Source organism: Lentzea sp. NPDC042327 (assembly GCF_040647275.1).
Classification (GTDB): Bacteria; Actinomycetota; Actinomycetes; order Mycobacteriales; family Pseudonocardiaceae; genus Lentzea.
Genome location: NZ_JBEZBX010000017.1, coordinates 120,070 through 144,474, shown reverse-complemented (window position 1 = coordinate 144,474; position 24,405 = coordinate 120,070). Strand labels below are relative to the sequence as shown.

The following is a 24,405-nucleotide window of genomic DNA, read 5'->3' as shown; positions in this document are numbered from 1 at the left end:
AGGTCAGGCGCGGAGGCGGAGGCCCTTCGGGGTGGCGCGGAAGCCAGCCTCTTGCAGGACGGTGGCCAGGTGGGAGGTGAGGGCGGATTCGCCGTCGGCGCGTTGGACGGCCAGTTGGCCCAGCCAGCCGTCGCGGACTGCGCGGCTCAGGGCGGTTGCGGCGGTGCGGAGGGTTTGGTCGTCGTCGGTGAAGGAGAGCAGGGACTTGCCGCCGCGTTCCACGTAGAGGGCCGGGGTGCCGTCGACCAGGACGGCCAGGGCACCGGCTTTGCGGGCGGGGCGGTGTTTGCCTTCGCCGAGTGGGGTGGGCCAGGTGAGGGCGGCGCCGTAGGGCTGGGCCGGGTCGGCTGCGGCCAGGACCACGGCGGGCTGGTCCGCCTGTGCGGGTTGGCCCGGGGAGCGGGAGAGGGTGCGGAGGCGGTCGACGGCGCCGCGGGCGGCGAACTGGGCGGCGCCCAGGCCTTCCACGACGTAGCCGCGGATGACCTGACCGGACTCCTCCATGGCGCGCAGGACGCGGTAGACGGAGCTGAAGCCGCCGGTCACGCGTTCGGTGTCGAGGGCGCCGCGGGTGAGGACGCCGTGGCGTTCGAGGAACGACTCGGCGCGGGCGGCGGCGCGGCGGGTCGGGTCGGCGGCCGGGGCGACGGCGAGGGACCAGCGGCCGGCCGCTGATGGCGGGCCGGTGCGGGAGGGCAGGTCGGGGCGGGCGGCGCGCAGGCGGGCGTAGCGGCCGCGCGGGGTGGCGCGGCGGGACTTGTGGGCGGCGCCGCCGCCGGAGACCAGGGCGCGCAGCGGGGCCAGGGTGTCGTTCGTGGCCAGGCCCGCCCAGACCAGGTCCCAGAGGGTGCCGACGACCTCGGCGTCGGTGCACTGCACGGACAGCGAGGTGCGGTCGACGACCTGGCGGAAGAAGAGCGCGCCGCCGGACAGGGACTCCAGCACCGCGGTGTGCAGCGGGGACTCGGGGATCGACTCCGGCACCAGGTCGGGCAGCAGCAGGTCGGCCACGTCGGTGGGGGCCAGCGCGATCCAGCCGTCGCCACCGGACAGGGAACCGCACCCGGTCCAGGTGACCTCGCCGGACGCGGTCAGCTCGTCGAGCAGGGCCGGGTAGTAGCCGGGCAGGCGCGACGGCAGCAGCAACGACTCCAGCGCACTCGCGGGCAATGGGGCGCCGGCGAGCTGTTCGACGACGGAGAACACGTCGTCGGCGGTCGGGGCGGAGCGCAGGCGGCGGCCGAGACCGTGCCACGCGGGCAGGAAACGGCCGAGCGCTGCGGGTTCGACCGGTTCGACCTCGGAGCGCAGGCGGGCGAGGGAGCCGCGGCGCAGGCGGCGCAGCACGTCGGCGTCGCAGTACTCGGTGTGGGTGCCGCCGGGGCGCAGCTCACCGCGGACCAGGCGGCCGGTGGCGGCCATGCGTTCCAGCACACCCGTCACGACGGCCACACCCAGGCCGAAACGGGCCGCGGGCTCGGTGGCGGCGAACGGGCCGTGGGTGCGGGCGTAGCGGTTCAGCAGGTCGCCGAGCGGATCGGCGACCGGTTCGGTGAAGGCCTCCGGGACGCCGACGGGCAGTGCCACGCCCAACGCGTCGCGCACCCGGCCCGCGTCCTCGATGGCGATCGTGCGTTCCTCACCGGCGATGCGGACGCGGATCGCACGGCGCTCCGCCACCAGCTCGTCCAGCCACTCCCGCGGCACACCGCGCTCCGCCGCCTCCGCGTCGGAGAGGTCTCCCAGGAACCGCAACAGGTCCGCAGTGTCCTCCGCGTGCCGGGGACGGCGGTCCGCGGACAGGCGCTGCAGGCTCTGCTCGACCTCTGCGACCACCTCGGGGTCGAGCAGCTCGCGGATCGCCTCGGAGCCCAGCAGCTCGGCCAGCAGCGTCGAGTCGAGCGACAACGCGGCCGCGCGGCGTTCGGCGAGCGGCGCGTCGAGCTCGTAGAGGAACATGCCGACGTACCCGAAGAGCAGGCTGCGGGCGAACGGCGACGGCGACGGCGTCTCCACCTCGACCACGCGCACCCGCCGCGCGCGCACGTCCGACATCAGCTCACGCAGGCCCGGCACGTCGTAGACGTCCTGCAGGCACTCGCGCATCGCTTCCAGCACAACGGGAAAACGCTCGTACTTCGAGGCCACCGACAACAGCTGCGCCGAACGCTGCCGCTGCTGCCACAACGGCGTGCGCCGGCGCGGGTCGCGACGGGGCAGCAACAGCGACCGGGCCGCGCATTCGCGGAACCGGGCCGCGAACAACGCCGAGCCACCGACCTCGGCGACCACGATCTGCTCGACCTCGTCCGGGTCCAGCAGCACGTCCTCCGCGCTCGCGGTGACCTCCTGCCCGTCGGCGTCCAGCGCGTCGGGCAGCCGCAGGACGATGCCGTCGTCCGAGTGCGCCGTCTGCGCCTCGACCCCGCGCAGCTCCCGCAACCGTGCCGCGATCGCGAGGGCCCACGGCGCGTTCACCTGCGCGCCGAACGGCGAGTGCACCACGAGCCGCCAGTCGCCCAGCTCGTCGCGGAACCGCTCCACCAGCACGGTCCGGTCGTTCGGCACGTGCCGCGTGGCCTCCCGCTGCTCACCCAGGTACGCCAGCAGGTTGTCCGTCGCCCACTCGTCCAGCCCCGCCGAGGCCGCACGGGCACGCGCCGCCGCGTCCTCCATCGTGGACACCTCGCGCAGGAACTTCCCCATGGCACGGCCCAGTTCCAGCGGCCGGCCCGGCGCGTCGCCCTTCCAGAACGGCATCCGCGCCGGCTGGCCGGGAGCGGGCACCACGATCACCCGGTCGTGCGTGATGTCCTCGACCCGCCACGACGACGTGCCCAGCAGGAACGTGTCGCCCACCCGCGACTCGTAGACCATCTCCTCGTCGAGCTCACCGACCCGCGACCCGGGACCGTTCTCCGACGGCGGCGTCATCACCGCGAACAGCCCGCGGTCGGGGATCGTGCCGCCGGAGGTGACCGCCAGCCGCTGCGAACCAGGACGGCCGCGCAGTTCGGAGTTCACCCGGTCCCACGTGATCCGCGGCCGCAGCTCGCCGAACTCCTCCGACGGGTACCGGCCCGACAGCATGTCCAGCACCGCGTGCAACGCCGAGTCCGGCAGTCCCGCGAACGGTGCCGCCCGCCGCACCAGCGCCGTCAGCTCGTCGACCGGCCACGCCTCCATGGCCACCATCGCGACGATGTGCTGCGCCAGCACGTCCAACGGGTTGCGCGGGAACCGCACCGCCTCGATCGCACCGCTCTGCATCCGCTCGGCCACCACCGCGCACGACACCAGGTCGCCGCGGAACTTCGGGAACATCACGCCCCGCGACACCGCGCCCACCTGGTGACCCGCGCGGCCGACGCGCTGCAGCCCCGACGCGACCGACGGCGGCGCCTCCACCTGCACCACCAGGTCGACCGCGCCCATGTCGATGCCGAGCTCCAGCGACGACGTGGCCACCACGCACGGCAGCCGCCCCGACTTCAGGTCCTCCTCCACGGCGGTGCGCTGCTCCCGCGACATCGACCCGTGGTGCGCACGGGCCACCGACGCGGACTTCTGCACCGTCAGCCCCGACTGCCCGATCGCCTCCGCCGGGAACGACTCCGGCCCGGTGCCCTCCGCGGCCGCGGCAGCCTCCTCGTCGAGCTCGTTCAGCCGCGCCGTGAGTCGCTCCGCGAGCCGGCGCGAGTTCGCGAACACGATCGTCGACCGGTGCGCCCGCACCAGCTCCAGGATCCGCGCCTCGACCGACGGCCAGATCGACGTGCGCTGCTCGGCACCGGCCGCCGACCCCGACACCTCACCCGTCGGCTGGCCGAGCACCGACATGTCCTCGACCGGCACCTCCACCTCGACCTGGATGGTCTTCGGGGTCTTCGGCTGCACCACCGACACCGGCCGCCCACCGGCGAGGAACGTGCTGATCTCCTCGACCGGCCGCACCGTGGCCGACAGCCCGATCCGCTGCGCCGGCCGTTCCAGCAGCGAGTCCAGCCGTTCGAGTGACAACGCCAGGTGCGCGCCGCGCTTGGTGCCCGCCACCGCGTGCACCTCGTCGACGATCACCGTCTCCACCCCGCGCAGCGACTCCCGCGCCGAGGACGTGAGCAGCAGGAACAACGACTCCGGCGTCGTCACCAGCACGTCCGGCGGGGTCCGCCCGAACGCCCGCCGCTCCTCGGGCGACGTGTCACCCGTGCGCATGCCCACTGTGATCGACGGTTCCGCCAGCCCCAGCCGCTGCGCTGCCTGCCGGATGCCCGTCAGCGGCGCCCGCAGGTTCCGCTCCACGTCCACGGCCAGCGCCTTCAGCGGCGACACGTACAGCACCCGGCACCGCCGCCGCGGCTCCTCCGGGACCGCGGCCGACGCCAGCCGGTCCAGCGCCCACAGGAACGCGGCCAGCGTCTTGCCCGAGCCCGTCGGGGCGATGACCAGCGCGTGCTCGCCCGCCGCGGCGGCCGCCCACGCACCCGTCTGCGCCTGGGTGGGCGCCGCGAAGGCCCCGGCGAACCACTGCCTGGTCGCCGGTGAGAATGCCTTCGTCACGTCCATGGAGACCATCATGACGCCGGGGTCTGACAATTTCTGATTGCGCAGGTCCGAGCACCCGCCGGAGCCCCCTGTGGCACGATCACCCCCGAACGTCTGTGAGGGGAGACCGGTGCGCGTCCTGTCCGTCGACCTGGGCACCGCCAACACGGTTGCGGTGCTGTCCGACCACGGTGTCGTGGATGTGGACGGGGGGCCGACCATGCCCTCGTCGGTCTACCTCGACGAGGACGGCACCCTGCTCGTCGGCAGGGAGGCCGAACGCCGGTCCCGGCAGGACCCGTCGCGCTACGAGGCCACGCCCAAGCGCCACATCGACAAGCCCACGATCAAGCTCGCCGGCACACAGCTCCCGCTCAACGACGCGCTCGCGGCCGTCTACGCGCGCGTGATGGAGGCGGTGACCCCGCTGCTGCAGGGCGGGCAGCTCGACGAGATCCGCCTGACCCACCCGGCCGAATGGGGCCCGACCAGGCGCAACAAGCTCCTGTCCGCCGCACGGCTCGCGGGCATGACCGGTGAGCTCGTGCCCGTCCCCGAGGCCATCGCGGTGGCCTCGCTCGGCGGTGGCCGCCCGCTCGCGGTCTACGACTTCGGCGCCGACACGTTCGACGTTTCCGTGCTCGACGCGGAGCACCGCATCCTCGCCGACGGCAGCCTCAGCGACGTCGGTGGCCTGGACGTGGACGAGGCGCTGCTGGAGCACATCGGCCGCACCGTCTCGCACAAGGACCCGGCCGGCTGGCAGCGGCTGCTGCGCCCGGTCACCACCGACGACCACCGCGCCCGCCTCGGCCTGCGCGAGGAGCTGCGGCTCGCGAAGGAGGACCTCTCCGAGCTGCCCCAGGTCGAGGTGATGATGCCGGAGCCGTTCGAGAAGGTCGTCGTCACGCGCGGCGAGCTGGAGGCGCTGATCCGGCCCAGCCTGATCCGCAGCACCGAGCTGCTCATCTCCACCGTCCGCAGGGCCGGCGTCACGCCCGAGCACGTCTACCTCGTCGGCGGCTCCTGCCGGATGCCGCTGGTCGCGCAGACCATCGCGGAGAAGGTCGGCATCGTCCCGACCAACCCCGACCACCCCGAGACCATCGTCGCGTCCGGTGCCCTCGCCGTGGACCGCGCGACGATCACCCTGAAGGCCGAGGACGACAAGCCCCGGTACGACGAGCCGCCCACGGTCGTGACCACGCCGGTCAGCCCGGCCGTGAGCGCTCCGCACCCGGTCGGCCCCACCACCAGCGGCTCGTACCCGGTCAGCCCCACCGCGAGCGGTTCGCACCCGGTCAACCCGAGCACCAGCGGCGCCTACTCCGCCAGCGGCAGCTACCCGGTCACCGGCCCCTACCCGGTGAACCCGTCGGTCAGCGGCAGCTACCCGATGAACTTCCCCGTCCCCCAGCAGGTGCAGAAGAAGGACAACAAGAAGGTCCTGCTCGGCATCGGCGGCGCGGTCGTGCTGGTCGCCGGCGTCATCGGCGCCGTCTTCGCGCTGTCCGGCCCCGACCTGCCCAGCGCCGACGAGTGCAAGGACGACGTCACCCAGGACGGCCAGGGCTTCACCCGCTGCCTGCGCCAGCTCGCCGGCACCGTGCCTGACGGCGGCGGCTGCGAGAAGGCCGACTCCGCTCAGATCACCGGCATGGACGAGATCAAGGGCACGGTCGTGAGCTGCGCGGTCCGCGACGGCTACGAGGTCCAGTACATCCTCACCGACAGCGTCACCGGCGCCGAGAACAACGCCGACGCCGTCGTGAGGTCGTTCCAGACCGACCGGGTCGAGGCCGACTGGACCGGCAACGGCCTGGAGGGCACCTACCGGGCGGCCACCTCGAGCGGCACCGGCGTGCTGGTCTTCACGGCCAAGGGCCGCCCCATGTTCGGCATCCTCACCAAGCACGCCGAGGAGAACGCCGACGAGCTCAAGCCCGACGAGGTCGCCGACTTCTTCGAGAAGTCCGTCCAACCGGGGGAGTAACCGCAACGGCCCTGTCGGCGGGGTGCCCCGGCGTGCCACGATCGCGATCATGGTGACCGTCGCGCCGCAGGTCGAACGCGTGCAGCGCAAGGTCGTTCGGGTCCTGACCGGCACCCAGATCATGGGGTCGGCCGCGATGACGATCGGCCTCGCGATCAGCACGCTGATCGCCGCGTCGCTGTCCGGGTCCGACGCCGTCGGCGGGCTCGCGCAGACCGCGGCCGTCGCCGGAGCCGCACTGCTCGCCCTGCCCGGCGCCCGTCTCGCACAACGGCGCGGGCGCCGCCCGGCGTTGACCCTCGGCTACGGCATGGGCGCTATCGGTGCGTTGGTCGCCGCTGTCGCCGTGGCCCTCGGATGGTGGCCCATGTTGTTAGTGGGACTCCTCCTGTTCGGCGGTGCGTCGAGTGCGAACCTCGCGGCTCGTTATGCCGCAACGGATCTCGCGCACCCACAACGCCGTGCGCGTGAGCTGTCGCGCGTGGTGTGGGCGGCCATGATCGGCGCGATCGTCGGGCCGAACCTCGCGGATCCAGCCGGTCGGGTGACGGCCGCGATCGGGCTGCCGGTGGGCGTCGGGCCGTTCGTCCTCTCCGCGCTGGTGCTCGGGATCGCGGTGCTGGGCATCCAGCTCGGCCTGCGCCCCGACCCGTTGGTGGTGGTCAGGAGCACCCGGCCGGTGCAACCGGCGCACTGCTCCGGCGGCGGGGCGCCCGGTGGGGTGCGGATCTGGGGATCGCTCGGGCCGATGGCACGGCTTGCACTCGTTGGGGTGATGTTGTGCCACACGGCGATGGTCGGGCTGATGTCGATGACACCGGTCCACATGAACCACGCCGGGTCGTCGTTGCGCGTGGTCGGCATCGTGATCAGCCTGCACGTGGCCGCGATGTACGCGGCGAGCCCGTTGTTCGGGTGGCTGGCGGACCGGCTGGGCCGGGTGCCGGTGCTCGCCGTCGGGGCGTCGCTGGTCGTGGCGGCCGCCGCGATCGCGGGCATGGCGCCCTCGCACGACGCCCCGCAGCTCGCCGCGGGCCTGGTGGTGCTCGGGTTCGGCTGGTCAGCGGGGCTGGTGTCGGGGTCCGCGCTGCTCACGGAGTCCGTGAGTGTGGACGAGCGCCCCGCGGCGCAGGGGCTGTCCGATCTGATGATGAACGTCGGCGGCGCCGTGGGTGGCGCGGTGGCCGGTGTCGTCGTGACGGCGTGGTCGTACGCCGCGCTCGGGCTGATCGTGGGGTTCACCGCGCTGCCGCTGCTCGTCGTCTGCCTCTTCGCGTCGCTGCGCAGGACCGCCCGTTAGGGTCTGTGCGTGCGCCTCACCATGTTCCGCAAGCTGATGTCGGGGGAGTTCGGCGAGGTCAGGGGGGAGATGATCGCCCGCGACCACGTGCTGTCGTCGCTCGGCGGCCGCACCGCCGACCAGGCGCTGGAGGCCGGGATCGACGCGAAAGCGGTCTGGGTCGCCGTGTGCGAGGCGTTCGAAATCCCCGAAAACCGCCGCTGACCTCGCGGGCCGGAGTGTCACGTGTGCTCGAACACGTGTTCGGCTACAGTGGCCCCGACCCCCGGCTTCGCAAAATTGTCAGACCCCGCCAGTAGCGTCAGGTCCAACATGACGAAGCAACGGCAGACGACAAAAGGTGGACCCAAGATGGCACCCGCAGCACCCGACCGGGACAAGGCGCTCGAGCTGGCCCTGGCGCAGATCGACAAGCAGTTCGGCAAGGGCTCCGTGATGCGCCTCGGCGAAGAGGGCCGCGCCCCGATCGAGGTGATCCCGACCGGTGCGATCGCGCTGGACGTGGCGCTCGGCATCGGTGGTCTGCCGAGGGGTCGTGTCGTCGAGATCTACGGTCCGGAGTCCTCCGGTAAGACGACCGTGGCGCTGCACGCCGTGGCGAACGCCCAGAAGGCCGGTGGCATCGCGGCGTTCATCGACGCCGAGCACGCGCTCGACCCGGAGTACGCGAAGAAGCTGGGCGTCGACACCGACGCGCTGCTGGTCTCCCAGCCCGACACCGGTGAGCAGGCCCTGGAGATCGCGGACATGCTGGTCCGCTCCGGTGCGCTCGACATCCTGGTCATCGACTCGGTCGCCGCCCTCGTGCCGCGCGCCGAGATCGAGGGCGAGATGGGCGACAACCACGTCGGTCTGCAGGCCCGCCTGATGAGCCAGGCGCTGCGCAAGATCACCGGTGCGCTCAGCGCGTCCAACACGACCGCGATCTTCATCAACCAGCTGCGCGAGAAGATCGGCGTGATGTTCGGCTCCCCGGAGACCACGACCGGTGGTAAGGCGCTGAAGTTCTACGCCTCCGTGCGCCTGGACGTCCGCCGCATCGAGACCCTGAAGGACGGCGGCGAGCCCGTCGGCAACCGCACCAGGGTCAAGGTCGTGAAGAACAAGGTCGCGCCGCCGTTCAAGCAGGCCGAGTTCGACATCCTCTACGGCAAGGGCGTCAGCCGTGAGGGCTCGCTCATCGACATGGGCGTCGACCAGGGCATCCTGCGCAAGTCCGGTGCCTGGTACACCTACGAGGGCGACCAGCTCGGCCAGGGCAAGGAGAACGCCCGCAAGTTCCTGCTGGAGAACCCGGACATCGCGAACGAGATCGAGAAGCGGATCAAGGACAAGCTCGGCATCGGCGCCACGCTCGACGCCGACGAGTCGGCACCCGCGGCTCCCGTCGAGTTCTGAGTTCCGCGTTGGACGAGGCTGAGGAGCAGCGCAAGGCGCGCGACATCTGCTACGCGCTGCTCACCGCTCGTGCCCGGTCCCGGCGCGAGCTGCACGACGCGTTGCTGCGCAAGGGGATCAGCGAAGGCGTGGCCGAGGTCGTCCTCGGCAAGTTCGACCGCGCCGGCCTGATCGACGACGCGCAGTTCGCGGAGATGTGGGTGCAGTCGCGGCACAACTACAACGGTCTCGGCCGCCGCGCCCTCACCATGGAGCTGCGCCGCAAGGGCGTCGCCGACGAGGTGGTGGCCGAGGCCGTCGCCGCCGTCGACGGTGAGGCCGAGGAGGAGAAGGCCCGCGAGCTGGTTCGCAAACGGCTGCGCACCATGTCCGGTGTGGACGAGACGGCGAAGATACGCCGTCTCGTGGGGGCGTTGGCGCGCAAGGGATACGCGGAAGGCCTCGCGTACCGGGTGGTGCGCGACGAGCTGCGTGCCACCGGGGACGAGGCCTCGGCGCTGGACGAGCCCTGGTCGTAGGCCCGTGCAGCACGGGGCCGCGCTCGCCCGGCTACCGGTGGACGACCAGGTCATGGCGTTGCGTGCGGTCCTCGCGCGCAACGAGCTGCTGGTCGAGGTCCTGACCCGGGCCGCGGGACTGGGCCTGCCGGGTTGGTACCTCACGGCGGGCTGCGTGGTCCAGACGGTGTGGAACGTCGTCACCGGTCGCCCGTCGGGCGAGGGCATCAAGGACTACGACCTGTTCTACTTCGACGACTCCGACCTCGGCTGGGCCGCCGAGAACGAGGTCATCGAGGTCGGCGCGCGGGTTTTCGGCGACCTGCCGGTGGACGTCGAGATCCGCAACGAGGCTCGTGTGCACCTCTGGTACGAGGATCGGTTCGGGGTGCCCTGCGCGCCCCACACTTCAACCGAGGCGGCCATCGACTCGTTCGCCGCCACGACCTGTTGCGTGGGCATCAGGCTCGAAGGCGACCGGTGGCGGGTCTACGCGCCACACGGGCTGGCCGACGTGTTCACCCTCGTAGTCCGCCCGAACCCGGTGCTCGCTCCTCGCGGTGTCTACGAGGAGAAGACCCGGCGGTGGCGTGCTCAGTGGCCGGAGCTGACTGTGCTCCCGTGGCCCGAACCGGTGATCGACGGCCGGTGACCGATCTTGCCGCTCGTCCGGTTCGTCACGAGTAGCCTGAACCACGTGAGCACCACTCCCGAGGCGTCGCCCGCTGTGACCCCCACGGTCTCCGAACTGCTGTGCTTCGACCTCTACACGACGTCGCGGGCGGTCACCGGGTTCTACCGGCCGATCCTGGACAAGGCCGGCATCACCTACCCGCAGTTCCTGGTGATGCTGCTGCTGTGGGAGCGGGACTCGCGGCCGATCAGGGAGCTCGTCCAGGAGCTCGACCTGGAGTACAGCACCCTGTCGCCGTTGATCAAACGGCTGGAGAAGAGCGGGCTGCTGGTGCGCGTCACGCACCCCGATGACGAGCGTTCGGTGCTGGTCCAGCTCACCGACAAGGGCCGTGAGCTCAGGTGGATCGGTGCGGAGATCACCACCCGGCTGAGCCAGGCGCTCGGCATGGACGCCCAGGAGATCGAGGTCCTGCGCAAGGCCCTGCACCGGGTTAAGCACGGCGCCGAACGCCAGTGAGCTGAATTACATCGCGTACGAGGTAACTCGTCCGGTAGCTTACATCGTGCACGACTTAATCGAGCACGATGCACCATCACCCGGTGCCGGACGAGAGTGAGAGAGCAATGCGAGTTCGCAAGGTTTTCGCCGTTCTGGGGACCCTGTTGGCCCTGGCCGCCGCCATTCCGTCGGGTGCCGGTGCCGCGGAGAAGACCGAGAAGCCCGGCGCCAAGAAGCCGACCATCGTGCTGGTGCACGGCGCGTTCGCGGACGCCTCCAGCTGGAACGGGGTCGTGGAACGCCTGCAGCGCAAGGGATTCCCGGTCATCGCGGTGGCGAACCCGCTGCGCGGCCTGACTTACGACGCCAACTACCTTCGCAGGGTCCTCGCCTCGATCGAGGGTCCCGTCGTGCTGGCCGGCCACTCCTACGGCGGCATGGTCGGGTCGCAGGCCGCGCTGGGCAACCAGAACGTGAAGTCGCTGGTCTACGTCGCCGCGTTCGCGCCGGAGAAGGGCGAGAGCGCGCTGGAGCTGTCGAACAAGTTCCCCGGCAGCACGCTCGGCGACACGTTGCAGGTCATCGACCTCGGTGACGGCACCAAGGACCTCGCGATCCAGCAGGACGAGTACTGGCAGCAGTTCGCCGCCGACGTCCCGCGCCGTGAGGCGACGCTGGCCGCGGCGACGCAGCGGCCGGTCAACGACTCCGCGCTGTCGGAGGGCGCCGGTGAGCCCGCGTGGCACGCGATCCCGTCGTACTTCGTGAACGCGGGCAAGGACAAGAACATCCCGGTCGCAGCGCAGCGGTGGATGGCCGAGCGCGCCCACGCCAAGGCCGTCGTCGAGGTCCGCGACGCCTCGCACTCGGTCGCGGTGTCGCACCCGGAGGCCGTCGCCGACATGATCGTCCGCGCGGCGCGGTAGTGCGCGGACCAGGAAGCCGGGACGCGGCAAGGGGCGTCCCGGCTTCCGCCGTGCCTACGGCTTCGCGACCGCGCAGTCCGGCAACGACAGGTCGAGCGTCGTTCCGGGACCGAAGCAGGAGACGAAGCCGAACGTCTGCTGGCCGTAGTTGATGCCGCGCCGGACGGTCACCTGGCCGGCGACGTCCACCTCGCACGGGTTGTTCATCGTGCAGCGGCCACCGCTCTCGTTGCCGGTGTTGTTGACGCCGACGACCTTGCCGCTGGTGTTGTCGATGATCGGCGAGCCCGAGGTTCCGCCGATCGTGTTGCACGCGGACGTGTAGCGGATGGAGTCGCGCCAGGTCCAGGCGTCCTCCCTGAGCTGGTGCACGAACCCGTCGATCTGGCAGGAGTAGATCCGCTTCCAGTAGCCGGAGACGACACGGATGTCCGTCTGGGCAACGGGGTGCGAGGCCGACAGTTCCAGTGCACGGCTGCCGTACTGCTGCTGGATCTGCCCGTAGGTCGTGTTGAGCTGGTAGAGCGCGGCGTCCGTGCCCGTCATCGTCGCGTAGACGAGCTTGGTGCCGGTGAGGGTCGCGATCTTCGAGCCGGACCCGCCGAGCAGGCTGAAGCTGCGGGACACGGTCTGGTTGACGATCACCTCGCCGGCCTTCATCAGCTTGACGCAGTGCCCGTTCGTGAGCACGAGCGCCTTGTCCGCCGCCGTCGAGGACGGCAGCCGGACCAGTGAGCCGGAGCAGTTGTTGAGCGCCACGATGCCGGTGAAGTCGACAGCGGCCTGAGCGGGTGCCGTCGTCACGCCGAGCGCGGCGATCGCCGCGAGCAGGGTTCCGAGGAGTCGTCGTGCCATTGCAGGGTCCTTTCGGGAAATGGCATCCAACCGGGCCAGCGTGTACGGATCGTATCCGCGCCGCTACCTTCGGAAGTCGGGTGCCGCGCCCGCGTTAACTCGATCGGGCGGTGTCCGTAGGTGGATCTTCGCGCTGTTCGTGCTGTTCACGGCCGGTGTCGTGGTCGGCCTGCCGTGGAATGTGGCGGGTAACGGGCGAAGCAGACCAATCGACTTGGTGATCACACTTCGCAACCGCCCAGAGAGCACGTGATGACCTACCCGACGCAGTCCGTCCACGTCCCGCCGAAGCCGGCCCGGTTCGGTGCGCTCGCGTGGACCGCGATGTTCCTCGGAACAGCCGGTGTCGTCGGCCCGCCGGTCATCATCTTCAACAACGTCACCGCCATCGCCGCGTTCGTCGGACTGGTGCTCGGCAACGACGCGCAGTTCAACGGGCAGAAGGCGGAACGGGTGTTCGACACCGCCGGCACGCAGCCGGGCGAGATGCAGCTCGTGTTCGAACCGAGCTTCGGCTCCGACAAGGCGGCGTTCGTCGGCCAGGCGTAAACCGTTCGCCCCCGCCTGTCGCGGCGGGCTACAAATCGGGGCATGTTGCGCAAGTACCCGCGGACGCCCCACCTCCAGGGCTCGCGCCTGCAACCGGGCGACGAGGACCTCGACCAGGTGCCGTTCTGTGCGATCGCGGGACGGCACCTCGTCGTCGAGGAGAAGCTCGACGGTGCCAACGCGGGCATCAGCTTCACGCCCGACGGCGTGCTGCGGCTCCAGTCCCGCGGCCACTACCTGACCGGTGGGCCGCGCGAACGGCAGTTCGCGCCGCTCAAGGCGTGGGCCGCGACGCACCAGGCGGTGCTGTACGAACGGCTCGGCTCGCGTTTCGTGCTGTACGGGGAATGGTTGTACGCCAAGCACACCGTGTTCTACGACGCGCTGCCGCACCACTTCTGCGAGTTCGACCTGCTCGACCGGGAGACCGGCGAGTTCCTGTCCACTCCGGAACGCCGGCGCGTGCTCGCGGGCACGCCCGTGGTGTCCGTGCCCGTGCTGCACGAAGGTCCGTTGCGGGCGCTCAAGGACCTGAAGGCGTTGGTCGGGCCGTCGACGTGCCGCACGGCGCGATGGCGTGACGTCTTGGTGGAGGCGGCGCGCTCGGCCGGACAGGACCCGGATGTCGTTGTCGCGGAAACGGATTCCGACGACGACATGGAAGGTCTCTACGTCAAGGTGGAGGAGGACGGTCGTACGGTCGAGCGGTACAAGTGGGTGCGCCCGACGTTCCTCACCGCCGTGCTGGACTCGGGCAGCCATTGGCAGGACCGGCCTGTCCTGCCGAACCGGGTGGTGGACCGTGTTTGAGCAGCTCTGCCCAGCCGGTCCATCGTGGACGCTGGACTGGGATGCGGTGCGTGACGAGTTCGCCTGGGTGCGCGCGTTGGAAGGTGTTCCGCAGGACTCGGTGCATCACGCCGAGGGAGACGTTGCGACGCACACGCGAATGGCGTGCGAGGCGTTGGCCGAGCTGCCGGAGTGGCGGGCGCGACCGGAGGCGGACCGGGTGCGGTTGTTCGCGGCGGTGCTGCTGCACGACGTGGCGAAACCGTTCCGCACGCAGGTCGAGGACGGCCGGATCACCGCGCACGGCCACTCGCGGGCCGGGGACCTGATGGCGCGCCGGCTGCTGTGGGAGATGGGGCGGCCGATCGAGTGGCGTGAGCACGTCGCCGCCCTGGTGCGCCACCACCAGGTGCCGTTCTGGGCGCTGGAACGGCCGGATCTCGACCACATCGCGTTCCGGGTGAGCCTGCTCGCGCGCAACGACGACCTGGCGACGCTCGCCCGCGCCGACATCCTCGGCCGGATCTGCGGTGACGCCGCGTCGGTGCTGGAGAACATCGCGCTGTTCGAGGAGTACTGCCGCGAACGCGCGTGCCTGGACCGGCCGCGGGAGTTCCCGTCGGACCACGCCCGGTTCCAGTACTTCCGAACGCCCGGCCGCGACCCCGGTTACGCCGCCTACGACGACACGCGCGTCGAGGTGACCGTGCTGTCGGGTCTGCCCGGTGTCGGGAAGGACCACTGGATTGCCACCCATCGGCCGGGCTGGCCCGTGGTGAGCTTGGACGCCGTGCGCACACGGCTCGGTATCGCTCCCGATGGCGACCAACGGGCCGTGGCGGCGGCTGCGTTCGAAGAAGCGCGGGTGCTGCTGCGGGCGGGGGAGCGGTTTGTGTGGAACGCGACCAACATCTCGCGGCAGCTCCGTGACCGTTGCATCAGGCTCGCGGCGGACTACCGCGCGCGAATCACGCTCGTCGGGCTGGAAGCACCGAAGGACGTGATCCACGCCCGCAACCGCTCCCGTCCGGAACCCGTGCCGGCCGCCGTGATCGACCGGCTCGTCGACAGGTGGGAAGCCGTCGACCCCACCGAGGCACACATCGTCGACCGCGTCGACACCTCCCACTGCTGACGACCTCGTCATCCGACAGCTGGCGAACTCATACCGCGCTGACCTGGCCTCTAGCAACCAGTCTTTTGACGACGACCGCAAACGAGTCATTGCAAAGGCTGCTTCCGGTGGGTGCAGAGCTACAGCGAGAGCTAAGGGCGGAGTGCTGATATATCGGTTGGCGAGCGCTCAGCCGATATATCAGCGGCGGTGCTCGCCGTGGTGGCCGACGGCGCGGACGAGCCAGAGGGTTCCGGCGCCAGCGACGACGAACACGGCGATGCCGGTGAGGAAGCCGATGCTCGTGGAGGAATCGTCGGGTGGCGGCGGGATGTTCTGCTTGGCCTGGGCGACCGGTGCCTCGGTCATCTGCAGGGACGTCGCCTTCACCAGGCCCGTGCTCTCCAGCAGCAGCATGTGCTTGAGCAGGAGCGTCAGGCCGGTCTGCGCGGCGGTGCGGGCGGGGGCACTCCTGGTCGTTGCGCGAGCTTGGGCGACCTCGACGATGAGCGAGCCGTCCGCGGCGCGCGCCAGGTTCGCGAACATGCGGTCGAGCTCATCGCCCGAGCTGGACGAGACGGCGTTCGCCCACGACTTCTGCTCGGCTGTCGGCTCCGCCGGCAGGGCCACGCCGAGCTGCGCGGCGGCGTCGGTCACTGCCCGGGACAGCTGGGTGTGCTCGGCGGCGAGCTGACCCGCCACCTTGCGGACCTGGGCGTCCCTGCCCCGGTCGGAGGCCTCCCGGCTGGTCGGCTTCTGCCACAGCGAATGCCGGGCGAGCAGTACCAGCACCTCGCGGTCCGGTGGTTCCACGTTCTGGCCGATCGCCCGCACCGAGTTCACCTGCGCCTTGGCGGTCACCAACTCGAAAGCGGACGGGTCGGCCAGGCTGGCGGGGTCGAGCACCTCGAACGGGCGCTCGAAGAACACCTGTCCGAACAGGACCGGCTGTCGGTCGAGGTCGAGCTCGGGCACGCCGAACACCTGGGGGACAACAGGCTCGGCCGCGACCGGGTGCGCGACGCGTTGATGCGGTGCGAGGACCCGCAGCTCGCTGCCACCGTCGCGTTGTCGTTGATCCAGCGCATGTGCACGGGCTCGGACGCCCACTTCGCGGTGTCGCTCGCGATCATGGTCATCGCGCGGTTGCTGCCCGAGGACCGCGACCTGGTCTGGAACCTCGTCTGCACCACGTACCTGCTCTCGGCGAACCGCGACGCGCAGATCGCGAACTGCGCGGGCAAGTACTTCGAAGACCTCGTCGGCGAGGTCCCGCAGGACCCGGACCTGCGGCGCGCGCGGTCGGCGTTGCTGGCGGTCGGCAACGCCCGCGGTGGTGACTCGTCCACGGAGGCCGTCGGGCACGCGCTCGAGGCGTTGGAGGGCGGCTGGGTCGACGTCTTCGGTGAGCCCTGCCTATTCACGTTCCTGGTGCCGGTGCTCGGCGACGACCCGGAGCACATCGCCAAGCTCTGGCTCACCCACAGCACCGCGCCGGTCTCGAACGACCCGCACCTGCGCCGCGGCATGCTCAGCACGATCGCCCGCGGCTGCGCGTTCCACAACGGCGGTGACCTCGCACGCGCCTACACGTTCCTGACGCCGCCGGTCTCGACCGGCAACCTCGACTGCCCCGCGGTCCTGCTCGCCTCCGCGAAGCTGGCCGAGGTGTGTGTCGAGATGGGACAGTTCGACGAAGCCGCCCCGTTGGTCACCGCGGACGGGGAACTGTTGCAGCACATCAACGTTCTCTACGCGCGGGGCCGGCTCAAGCTCGCGTCGTGCCACGCGGAGGGCGCGCTGGAGGACCTGCTGGAAGCCGGTCGCCGCCTGGCCGCGCGGGAGATGCCGAACCCGGCGCTGATGGCGTGGCGGCACCACGCCGTGCGCGCGCACCTGATGGTGGGCAACCGGGATGACGCCGCACGGCTCGCGCACGAGGAGCTCGACCTGGCCAAGCGGTGGGGGTCGCCGCGGGTGGTCGGGACGGCGTTGATGAGCGTCGGCATCAGCACCGACGACGCCGACGTCCTCGCCGAGGCCGAACAGGTGCTCGCCGGGACACCGCACCGGCTGCTGCACGCGCAGTCGCTGTACTGGCTGGGCACCACCTGCGCCGCAAGGGCCGCACCGACGCCGCGGCCCGCACCTGCGCCGTGCGTTCGACCTGGCCCGCCGGCTCAGCGCGCACCCGCTGGCCAAGCTCGCGGGTGACGAGGTGCGCGACGACGGCGACCAGGTGCAGTGCCTGACCAGGCAGGAGAACCGGGTCGCGCGGATGGCGGCGCAGGGGCAGACGAACCGGCAGATCGCCGAGACCCTGCACCTCACCCGCCGCACGGTCGAGCTGCACCTGTCGAGCGCCTACCGCAAGCTCGGCATCACGGGACGGGCCGAGCTCGTCGCCGCTCTGTGGTCCTGAACCGATGAGCACGGCGCCTTTCGACGCCGTGCTCGTGGCGCCGCCGGGCTAACCGAGCTGGCTCGCCTCGCGGGCGAGGGCCTCGACGCGGTCCCAGTCGCCTGCCTGCAGGGCGTCCTTGGGGGCGAGCCAGGAGCCGCCGACGCAGCCCACGTTGGGCAGCTTCAGGTAGTTCGGCGCCGTCTGCGGGGTGATGCCGCCGGTGGGGCAGAACCGGACGTGCGGGATCGGGCCGCCGATCGACTTCAGGTAGTCGACGCCGCCCGCGGCCTCGGCCGGGAAGAACTTCAGTGCGTCGAGCCCGCGTTCCACCAGCCGCATCACCTCGGACACGGTCGCGGCACCGGGCAGGTACGGCAGCCCGGTCGCGTCGGCGGCGTCGAGGACCCGGTCGGTCGTGCCGGGCGTGACGAGGAACGCCGCCCCCGCCTTCGCCGCCTGCTCGGCGTGCTCGGGCGCGGTGACGGTGCCCGCGCCGATCACGATCTCCGGCACCTCGCGGGCGACGTTCTCGATCGCGGCGAGCGCGGCCGGCGTGCGCAGCGTGAGCTCGATGACGCGGACGCCCCCGCGCAGCAGTGCCTGCGCGAGCGGCACGGCGTGGTCGGCGTCGTCGACCACGACGACGGGGATGACGGGCGACAACGCGAGCAGGTCCGCCCCGGTGGTCGCCCTCGAAATGTCACCGCTGGTCACTGGTGCTCTCCTTGATCGAAAACCGATATATCGCGTGCTGCGTGCTGTGCCGCCCACCCTGCTGCAGCGGTCTCGCGGATGCAAAGCCGAACTCGCTGTCGTGCCGAGTTCACCGACCCTGGATGCAAAAAACGTTTGCGGACGTCCGCAAAAGACTGGTTGCAAAGCTCGTTGAGCTGGGCGGCCGGTGAGCGGGCGGAGCTAGTGAGCGGGTAGCTCGACGCCGCCGCCCCGAGCTTCGACGTGCCTTAGCAATGACTCGTTTGCCGTCGACCGCAAACGAGTCATTGCTAAGACGCAGGTCAGCGAGTAGGGGAGGCGGCAATATATGGGCTAGTGGTGGGTGACCGGGGCGAAGTGGTCGGCGGTGATGGGACCGAACACGGTGGCTCCGCGATCGGCCGGGCCGACGCTCCGGCGCAGTGCCGCGAAGAGCTCGCGGCCCGTGCCGACCCATTCGCGACCGGTCGGCGGGAAGTCGACGAGCGGGCGTTCGGCGAGCTCGTCGGCGGAGACCTGGACCTCGAGGGTTCCGGCGGTGGCGTCGAGGCGGACGACGTCACCGTCGCGCACCCGGCCGAGCGGGCCACCGATGGCGGCCTCCGGGGTGAGCTGGATGGCGGCCGGGATCTTGCCCGAAGCGCCGGACATGCGGCCGTCGGTCACGAGCGCGACCCGGTAGCCGCGGTCCATCAGCACGCCCAGCGGCGGGGTCAGCTTGTGCAGCTCGGGCATGCCGTTGGCCTGCGGGCCCTGCTGGCGGACGACGACGACCACGTCGCGGTCGAGCTCGCCGGCCTTGAACGCCTCCTGGAACGCCTCCTGCGTGGTGAACACGCGGGCGGGGGCCTCGACGACGTGGTTCTCCTCCGCCACCGCCGACACCTTGATGACCGAACGGCCGAGGTTGCCCGACAGCATCCGCAGGCCACCGTCGGCGGCGAACGGGGCCGAGGCGGGGCGCAGGACGTTCTCGTCGAGGCTGTGACCGGGGCCGTCGAGCCACACCAGCTCGCCGTCGACCAGCGCCGGCTCCTGGCGGTAGCGGTCCAGCCCGAAGCCCGCCACGGTGTTCACGTCACCGTGCAGCAGGCCCGCGTCGAGCAGCGTGCCCACCACGAACTGCACGCCGCCCGCGGCCTGGAAGTGGTTGATGTCGGCGCTGCCGTTCGGGTAGACCCGCGCGATCAGCGGCACGACCGAGGACAGGTCGGAGAAGTCGTCCCAGCTCAGCTCGATGCCCGCCGCCGCGGCGACCGCCACGAGGTGCATCGTGTGGTTCGTCGAGCCACCGGTCGCCAGCAGCGCCACCACACCGTTGACGACGGCTTTCTCGTCGACGATGTGCGCGATCGGCGTGTACGACTCGCCCTTGGCCATCTCGACGGCACGGCGGCCCGCGTGCTCGGTCAGCGCGCGGCGCAACGGCGTGCCCGGCGGCACGAACGACGCGCCCGGCAGGTGCAGGCCCATGACCTCGACGACCATCTGGTTCGAGTTCGCGGTGCCGTAGAACGTGCAGGTGCCGGGGGAGTGGTACGACGCGGCCTCGGCGTCGAGCAGCTCCTCGCGGGTCGCCTTGCCCTCCGCGTACAGCTGCCGGACGCGGGCCTTCTCCTTGTTCGACAGGCCCGACTCCATCGGTCCCGCGGGCACCAGGATCGACGGCAGGTGGCCGAACGACAGGGCGCCGATCAGCAGGCCCGGCACGATCTTGTCGCACACGCCGAGCAGCACGGCGGCGTCGAACATCTCGTGCGACAGCGCGACACCGGTGGACATGGCGATGACGTCGCGGCTGAACAGCGACAGCTCCATGCCCTCACGGCCCTGCGTGATGCCGTCGCACATCGCGGGCACACCGCCCGCGAACTGGGACACCCCGCCGGCGGCGCGGACCGAGTCCTTGATCCAGGACGGGTACTCCTGGAACGGCTGGTGGGCCGACAGCATGTCGTTGTAGGAGGACACGATCGCGATGTTCGACTTGCGCAGCGCGCGCAGCGCGGCCTTGTCGCCACCGGTGATCCCGGCGAAGCCGTGCGCGAGGTTGCTGCACGCGAAGCCGGACCGGGACGTGCCGTCCTGCGCGGCCGCGGTCACTCGTTCGAGGTAGACGCGGCGGGAGTCCGCGCTGCGGGCGGCAATCCTGCGTGTCACCTCGGTCAGTACGGGATGCACAGCGCTCATGGGGATCTCCGGGTCATCACGGGCCGTGGTGGGGCCCTTACGAGACGACAACGGTGGCGTCCCACAGACGGGCGTGACGCCACACACAGTAAGTCATGGCTGGTCGCCGACACAAAAACGATTCAGTAAGTGGGAGGCGGCCAGTGTCGAATGTTGGCGTGTGGTGCTTGTCACATGGCTTGAGATTGGGCAGAGTGCGGGGCACGACCTTGGAACGGAGGTGTCCCCATGACGTCCACGGAGATCGTCGAACTGCGCCGGGTCATCGGTCAGATGCGGCACTGCGTCAGCTCGCTGCGAGCCAGGTACGGCGATGTGGCGGCCGTGCAGCGGCTCGCCAACGACGTTGAACGCATGGACATCGACGCCACCGAGCTCGTCGACCTGAGCACCCCGAGGCAGCGTGAAGCGCCTCTGGTGGAACGCGAGGTCGTGGTCGTGCCAGACACGCCCTACGACGAGTCGTTGTGGAAGGACGCGGACGACGAAGGACTCGGTGGCTACCGGCACCGGACCTGATCCGAGCTGATCACACGGCCCCCGCTAGACGCGGGGGCCGCTGTCGTTCCTCCACAACGGCGTGGACCCCCAGAAAGGTGAGCAATGGCGAGGGCAGAGATCGCCGCCAGGACTCTGCGCACGGACCGATGGTGGTTGCCGCCGCTGACGACATTCGTCGGGCTGCTGCTCATCTCGATCTACGCGGCGTTCCGCACGTTCCAGGGGGACTACTACTGGGTCGACCAGTACCACTACCTCACACCGATGTACTCCCCGTGCCTCACCGAGGAGTGCATCCCGGCAGCCTCGCACTTCGGCCAGTGGTTCCCCGCACTGCCCGGCTTCCTGACCCCGCCGCTGCTGATCATCCCGTTCCTGCTGGGCTTCCGGATCACCTGCTACTACTACCGCAAGGCCTACTACCGCGCGGCCTGGGCGTCACCGCCCGCCTGCGCCGTGGCCGAGCCGCACTCGAAGTACACCGGCGAGACCCGGTTCCCGCTGATCGCGCAGAACCTGCACCGCTACTTCTTCTACGCGGCCTCGCTCCTGCTGCTGATCAACATCTACGACGCGGTGCTCGCGTTCGGCACCGGCCTGGGCCTCGGCAACATCATCCTGCTCGTCAACGTCAGCCTGCTCGCCGCGTACACGCTGTCGTGCCACTCGTGCCGCCACATCGCCGGCGGCCGGCTCAAGCACTTCTCCAAGCACCCGGTCCGGTACTGGATGTGGACGCAGATCTCGAAGCTCAACAACCGGCACATGCAGCTCGCGTGGGCCTCGCTGATCTTCGTCTGCCTCACCGACCTCTACGTCGCGCTGGTCGCCTCGGGAACGATCTCCGACCTCCGCTTCATCAACTAAGGAGTGGTTTTGCCCGAGCTGGAAAGGCATTCGTTCGACGTCCTCGTGATCGGCGCGGGTGGTGCCGGTCTGCGCGCCGCGATCGAGGCCCGTGAGCACGGCATGCGCACCGCTGTCCTCTGCAAGTCGTTGTTCGGCAAGGCCCACACGGTCATGGCCGAGGGCGGCATCGCCGCCGCCATGGGCAACGCGAACGAGAACGACAACTGGCAGGTGCACTTCCGCGACACCATGCGCGGCGGCAAGTTCCTCAACAACTGGCGCATGGCCGAGCTGCACGCGCAGGAGGCGCCGCAACGGGTCTGGGAGCTGGAGACCTACGGCGCGCTGTTCGACCGCACCAAGGACGGCCGCATCTCGCAGCGCAACTTCGGCGGCCACGAGTACCCGCGCCTCGCGCACGTCGGTGACCGCACCGGCCTGGAGCTGATCCGCACGCTGCAGCAGAAGATCGTGTCGTTGCAGCAGGACGACTTCAAGGAGTCCGGCGACTACGAGGAACGCCTGCGGGTCTTCCAGGAGTTCACCGTCACCGACCTCGTGAAGGACGGCGACCGGATCGCCGGCGTGTTCGGCTACTGGCGCGAGTCCGGCCGGTTCGTGCTGTTCGAGGCACCGGCGGTGATCCTCGCGACCGGCGGCATCGGCAAGTCGTTCAAGGTCACCTCGAACTCCTGGGAGTACACCGGCGACGGCCACGCGCTGGCCCTGCGCGCGGGCGCCTCGCTGATCAACATGGAGTTCATCCAGTTCCACCCCACCGGGATGGTCTGGCCGCCGTCGGTCAAGGGCATCCTCGTCACCGAGTCCGTCCGCGGTGACGGCGGTGTGCTGCGCAACTCCGACGGCAAGCGGTTCATGTTCGACTACGTCCCCGACGTCTTCAAGGACAAGTACGCCGACAACGAGGAGGAAGCCGACCGCTGGTACACCGACCAGGCGAACAACCGGCGCCCACCGGAGCTGCTGCCGCGCGACGAGGTGGCGCGCGCGATCAACTCCGAGGTCAAGGCCGGGCGCGGGTCACCCCACGGCGGTGTCTTCCTCGACGTGTCGACCCGGTTGCCCGCCGAGGAGATCCGCCGCCGGCTGCCGTCGATGCACCACCAGTTCAAGGAGCTGGCCGACGTCGACATCACCGCGCAGCCCATGGAGGTCGGCCCGACCTGCCACTACGTGATGGGCGGCGTCGAGGTCGACCCGGACACCGGGTCGTCCGCCGTGCCGGGGCTCTTCGCCGCCGGTGAGGTCTCCGGCGGCATGCACGGCTCGAACCGCCTGGGCGGCAACTCGTTGTCGGACCTGCTGGTCTTCGGACGGCGGGCAGGTGCGGGTGCCTCCGAGTACGTGCGCTCGATGGGCGAACGGCCTGCCGTCGCCGAGGAGGCGGTCACCGAAGCGCGTGCGACCGCGTTGAAGCCCTTCCAGCAGGAGGGCGGGGAGAACCCGTACACGCTGCACATGGAGCTGCAGCAGTCGATGAACGACCTCGTCGGCATCATCCGGCGCGCGGGCGAGATGGAAGAAGCCCTGCAACGGCTGGAGAAGCTCAAGGAACGGGCCCGCTCGCTCAGCGTCGAGGGCCACCAGCAGTTCAACCCGGGCTGGCACCTCGCGCTCGACCTGAGGAACATGTTGCTGGTGTCGGAGTGCGTCGCGAAGGCCGCGCTGCTGCGGACCGAGTCCCGCGGCGGGCACACCCGCGACGACCACCCGTCGATGGACGCGCAGTGGCGGCGCAAGCTGCTGGTGTGCACCGCGTCCGGTGACGGGGCGGAGGTCGCGGAGAAACCGCAGATCCCGATCCGGTCCGACCTGCTCGACCTGTTCGACCGCACCGAGCTGGAGAAGTACCTCACCGCCGAGGAGCTGTCATGAGCTACCAGGGGAAGTTCCGGGTGTGGCGCGGGGACGACACCGGCGGCGGGCTGGAGGACTTCACCGTCGAGGTCAACGAGGGCGAGGTCGTCCTCGACATCATCCACCGCTTGCAGGCCACCCAGGCACCGGACCTCGCGGTGCGGTGGAACTGCAAGGCCGGCAAGTGCGGGTCGTGCTCCGCGGAGATCAACGGCAGGCCGCGGCTGCTGTGCATGACGCGCATGTCGGTGTTCTCCGAGACCGAGACGATCACGGTCACGCCGATGCGGACGTTCCCGATCATCCGCGACCTCGTGACCGACGTGTCCTTCAACTACACCAAGGCCCGCGAGGTCCCGTCGTTCCAGCCGCCGAAAGACCTCGCACCGGGCGAGTACCGGATGCAGCAGGTGGACGTCGAGCGCTCGCAGGAGTTCCGCAAGTGCATCGAGTGCTTCCTGTGCCAGAACACCTGCCATGTGGTGCGTGACCACGAGGAGAACAAGGAGGCGTTCTCCGGGCCGAGGTTCCTGATGCGCGTGGCCGAGCTGGAGATGCACCCGCTCGACACCGCGGACCGCGTGGACCAGGCGCAGGACGAGCACGGCCTCGGGTACTGCAACATCACCAAGTGCTGCAGCGAGGTGTGCCCCGAGCACATCCACATCACCGACAACGCGCTCATCCCGATGAAGGAACGCGTCGCCGACCGCAAGTACGACCCGGTCGTGTGGCTCGGCAACAAGCTGTTCCGGCGGTCCTAGCGAC

The 24,405-nt window shown here is 70.4% G+C and carries 22 protein-coding genes; 17 read left to right on the top strand and 5 right to left on the bottom strand.

All coding sequences use genetic code 11. From position 1 onward, the window contains the following. Nucleotides 1-3: 3 nt before the first annotated feature. Entirely contained in the window at nucleotides 4-4,566 is a 4,563-nt protein-coding gene (locus AB0A63_RS34000; RefSeq protein WP_360398530.1) for an ATP-dependent helicase, read from the bottom strand. Between the two features lie 109 nt (nucleotides 4,567-4,675). Between AB0A63_RS34000 and AB0A63_RS33995 the strand changes: the two genes are divergently transcribed. The 8 genes from AB0A63_RS33995 (at nucleotide 4,676) to AB0A63_RS33960 (ending at nucleotide 11,794) form a co-directional block, all read left to right on the top strand. After that, a complete protein-coding gene (locus AB0A63_RS33995; RefSeq protein WP_360398528.1) occupies nucleotides 4,676-6,538 on the top strand; it encodes an Hsp70 family protein in 1,863 nt (620 codons plus the stop codon). A gap of 49 nt (nucleotides 6,539-6,587) precedes the next feature. Then, nucleotides 6,588-7,838: an MFS transporter gene (locus AB0A63_RS33990; RefSeq protein ID WP_360398526.1), complete on the top strand. Its 1,251-nt coding sequence runs from the start codon at nucleotides 6,588-6,590 to the stop codon at nucleotides 7,836-7,838. Between the two features lie 9 nt (nucleotides 7,839-7,847). Next, the gene (locus AB0A63_RS33985; protein WP_360398524.1) at nucleotides 7,848-8,042 is read left to right on the top strand and encodes a DUF3046 domain-containing protein; all 195 of its coding nucleotides are present in this window, start codon (nucleotides 7,848-7,850) and stop codon (nucleotides 8,040-8,042) included. A 147-nt stretch (nucleotides 8,043-8,189) separates the two neighbouring features. Next, complete coding sequence (gene recA, locus AB0A63_RS33980; RefSeq protein WP_360398522.1) at nucleotides 8,190-9,236, top strand: recombinase RecA; 1,047 nt, start codon at nucleotides 8,190-8,192, stop codon at nucleotides 9,234-9,236. 8 nt (nucleotides 9,237-9,244) lie between these two features. Further along, nucleotides 9,245-9,754 (top strand): regulatory protein RecX, encoded by a 510-nt coding sequence (locus tag AB0A63_RS33975; RefSeq protein WP_360398520.1) that lies wholly within the window; start codon nucleotides 9,245-9,247, stop codon nucleotides 9,752-9,754. A gap of 4 nt (nucleotides 9,755-9,758) precedes the next feature. Beyond that, complete coding sequence (locus AB0A63_RS33970; protein ID WP_360398518.1) at nucleotides 9,759-10,385, top strand: nucleotidyltransferase family protein; 627 nt, start codon at nucleotides 9,759-9,761, stop codon at nucleotides 10,383-10,385. 45 nt (nucleotides 10,386-10,430) lie between these two features. Beyond that, a complete protein-coding gene (locus AB0A63_RS33965; protein ID WP_360398516.1) occupies nucleotides 10,431-10,886 on the top strand; it encodes a MarR family transcriptional regulator in 456 nt (151 codons plus the stop codon). A gap of 107 nt (nucleotides 10,887-10,993) precedes the next feature. After that, a complete protein-coding gene (locus AB0A63_RS33960; protein WP_360398514.1) occupies nucleotides 10,994-11,794 on the top strand; it encodes an alpha/beta hydrolase in 801 nt (266 codons plus the stop codon). A gap of 54 nt (nucleotides 11,795-11,848) precedes the next feature. Here AB0A63_RS33960 and AB0A63_RS33955 read toward each other — a convergent pair whose 3' ends face one another. Then, complete coding sequence (locus AB0A63_RS33955) at nucleotides 11,849-12,649, bottom strand: serine protease (RefSeq protein ID WP_360398512.1); 801 nt, start codon at nucleotides 12,647-12,649, stop codon at nucleotides 11,849-11,851. A gap of 252 nt (nucleotides 12,650-12,901) precedes the next feature. Here AB0A63_RS33955 and AB0A63_RS33950 point away from each other — a divergent pair, with 252 nt between their 5' ends. The 3 genes from AB0A63_RS33950 to AB0A63_RS33940 are packed head-to-tail and all read left to right on the top strand — an operon-like array spanning nucleotide 12,902 to nucleotide 15,122. Further along, complete coding sequence (locus AB0A63_RS33950) at nucleotides 12,902-13,198, top strand: hypothetical protein (protein WP_360398510.1); 297 nt, start codon at nucleotides 12,902-12,904, stop codon at nucleotides 13,196-13,198. A 42-nt stretch (nucleotides 13,199-13,240) separates the two neighbouring features. Beyond that, nucleotides 13,241-14,008 carry an RNA ligase family protein gene (locus AB0A63_RS33945; protein ID WP_360398508.1) on the top strand — a complete coding sequence of 256 codons (768 nt, stop codon included), beginning with the start codon at nucleotides 13,241-13,243 and terminating at the stop codon, nucleotides 14,006-14,008. Between the two features lie 46 nt (nucleotides 14,009-14,054). Continuing rightward, nucleotides 14,055-15,122, top strand: coding sequence for an AAA family ATPase (locus tag AB0A63_RS33940; RefSeq protein WP_360398506.1), 1,068 nt, complete (start codon nucleotides 14,055-14,057; stop codon nucleotides 15,120-15,122). Nucleotides 15,123-15,302: 180 nt separating this feature from the next. Here AB0A63_RS33940 and AB0A63_RS33935 read toward each other — a convergent pair whose 3' ends face one another. Next, the gene (locus tag AB0A63_RS33935; protein ID WP_360398504.1) at nucleotides 15,303-16,076 is read right to left on the bottom strand and encodes a DUF4142 domain-containing protein; all 774 of its coding nucleotides are present in this window, start codon (nucleotides 16,074-16,076) and stop codon (nucleotides 15,303-15,305) included. Nucleotides 16,077-16,115: 39 nt separating this feature from the next. On the opposite strand from AB0A63_RS33935, the gene AB0A63_RS33930 reads away from it, so the two are divergent. Together AB0A63_RS33930 and AB0A63_RS33925 are read left to right on the top strand one after the other, a co-directional pair. Beyond that, nucleotides 16,116-17,315, top strand: coding sequence for a hypothetical protein (locus AB0A63_RS33930; protein WP_360398502.1), 1,200 nt, complete (start codon nucleotides 16,116-16,118; stop codon nucleotides 17,313-17,315). A 4-nt stretch (nucleotides 17,316-17,319) separates the two neighbouring features. Next, a complete protein-coding gene (locus tag AB0A63_RS33925) occupies nucleotides 17,320-17,523 on the top strand; it encodes a helix-turn-helix transcriptional regulator (RefSeq protein ID WP_360398500.1) in 204 nt (67 codons plus the stop codon). Nucleotides 17,524-17,571: 48 nt separating this feature from the next. Here the strand turns inward: AB0A63_RS33925 and eda are convergent, their stop codons facing one another. Together eda and edd are read right to left on the bottom strand one after the other, a co-directional pair. After that, nucleotides 17,572-18,219, bottom strand: coding sequence for a bifunctional 4-hydroxy-2-oxoglutarate aldolase/2-dehydro-3-deoxy-phosphogluconate aldolase (gene eda / locus AB0A63_RS33920; RefSeq protein ID WP_360398498.1), 648 nt, complete (start codon nucleotides 18,217-18,219; stop codon nucleotides 17,572-17,574). A gap of 333 nt (nucleotides 18,220-18,552) precedes the next feature. Continuing rightward, nucleotides 18,553-20,409: a phosphogluconate dehydratase gene (gene edd, locus AB0A63_RS33915; RefSeq protein WP_360398496.1), complete on the bottom strand. Its 1,857-nt coding sequence runs from the start codon at nucleotides 20,407-20,409 to the stop codon at nucleotides 18,553-18,555. A 228-nt stretch (nucleotides 20,410-20,637) separates the two neighbouring features. On the opposite strand from edd, the gene AB0A63_RS33910 reads away from it, so the two are divergent. The 4 genes from AB0A63_RS33910 to AB0A63_RS33895 all read left to right on the top strand — a co-directional run bounded on the left by AB0A63_RS33910 (nucleotide 20,638) and on the right by AB0A63_RS33895 (nucleotide 24,401). Further along, on the top strand, nucleotides 20,638-20,928 hold the full coding sequence (locus tag AB0A63_RS33910; RefSeq protein WP_360398494.1) for a hypothetical protein: 291 nt from the start codon (nucleotides 20,638-20,640) through the stop codon (nucleotides 20,926-20,928). 84 nt (nucleotides 20,929-21,012) lie between these two features. Further along, nucleotides 21,013-21,777: a hypothetical protein gene (locus AB0A63_RS33905; protein ID WP_360398492.1), complete on the top strand. Its 765-nt coding sequence runs from the start codon at nucleotides 21,013-21,015 to the stop codon at nucleotides 21,775-21,777. A gap of 9 nt (nucleotides 21,778-21,786) precedes the next feature. After that, on the top strand, nucleotides 21,787-23,655 hold the full coding sequence (locus AB0A63_RS33900) for a fumarate reductase/succinate dehydrogenase flavoprotein subunit (protein WP_360398490.1): 1,869 nt from the start codon (nucleotides 21,787-21,789) through the stop codon (nucleotides 23,653-23,655). Then, nucleotides 23,652-24,401, top strand: coding sequence for a succinate dehydrogenase/fumarate reductase iron-sulfur subunit (locus AB0A63_RS33895; protein WP_360398488.1), 750 nt, complete (start codon nucleotides 23,652-23,654; stop codon nucleotides 24,399-24,401). Before AB0A63_RS33900 ends, AB0A63_RS33895 begins: the two co-directional genes overlap by 4 nt. The last annotated feature ends 4 nt before the right edge of the window (nucleotides 24,402-24,405 follow it).

What these genes read in the sequence shown, in the direction of transcription:
- edd (WP_360398496.1), bottom strand. Translation starts at nt 20,409, where the DNA reads ATGAGCGCTGTGCATCCCGTACTGACCGAGGTGACACGCAGGATTGCC.
- AB0A63_RS33990 (WP_360398526.1), top strand. Translation starts at nt 6,588, where the DNA reads ATGGTGACCGTCGCGCCGCAGGTCGAACGCGTGCAGCGCAAGGTCGTT.
- AB0A63_RS34000 (WP_360398530.1), bottom strand. Translation starts at nt 4,566, where the DNA reads ATGGACGTGACGAAGGCATTCTCACCGGCGACCAGGCAGTGGTTCGCC.
- AB0A63_RS33910 (WP_360398494.1), top strand. Translation starts at nt 20,638, where the DNA reads ATGACGTCCACGGAGATCGTCGAACTGCGCCGGGTCATCGGTCAGATG.
- AB0A63_RS33955 (WP_360398512.1), bottom strand. Translation starts at nt 12,649, where the DNA reads ATGGCACGACGACTCCTCGGAACCCTGCTCGCGGCGATCGCCGCGCTC.
- AB0A63_RS33960 (WP_360398514.1), top strand. Translation starts at nt 10,994, where the DNA reads ATGCGAGTTCGCAAGGTTTTCGCCGTTCTGGGGACCCTGTTGGCCCTG.
- recA (WP_360398522.1), top strand. Translation starts at nt 8,190, where the DNA reads ATGGCACCCGCAGCACCCGACCGGGACAAGGCGCTCGAGCTGGCCCTG.
- AB0A63_RS33950 (WP_360398510.1), top strand. Translation starts at nt 12,902, where the DNA reads ATGACCTACCCGACGCAGTCCGTCCACGTCCCGCCGAAGCCGGCCCGG.
- AB0A63_RS33945 (WP_360398508.1), top strand. Translation starts at nt 13,241, where the DNA reads ATGTTGCGCAAGTACCCGCGGACGCCCCACCTCCAGGGCTCGCGCCTG.
- AB0A63_RS33895 (WP_360398488.1), top strand. Translation starts at nt 23,652, where the DNA reads ATGAGCTACCAGGGGAAGTTCCGGGTGTGGCGCGGGGACGACACCGGC.
- AB0A63_RS33905 (WP_360398492.1), top strand. Translation starts at nt 21,013, where the DNA reads ATGGCGAGGGCAGAGATCGCCGCCAGGACTCTGCGCACGGACCGATGG.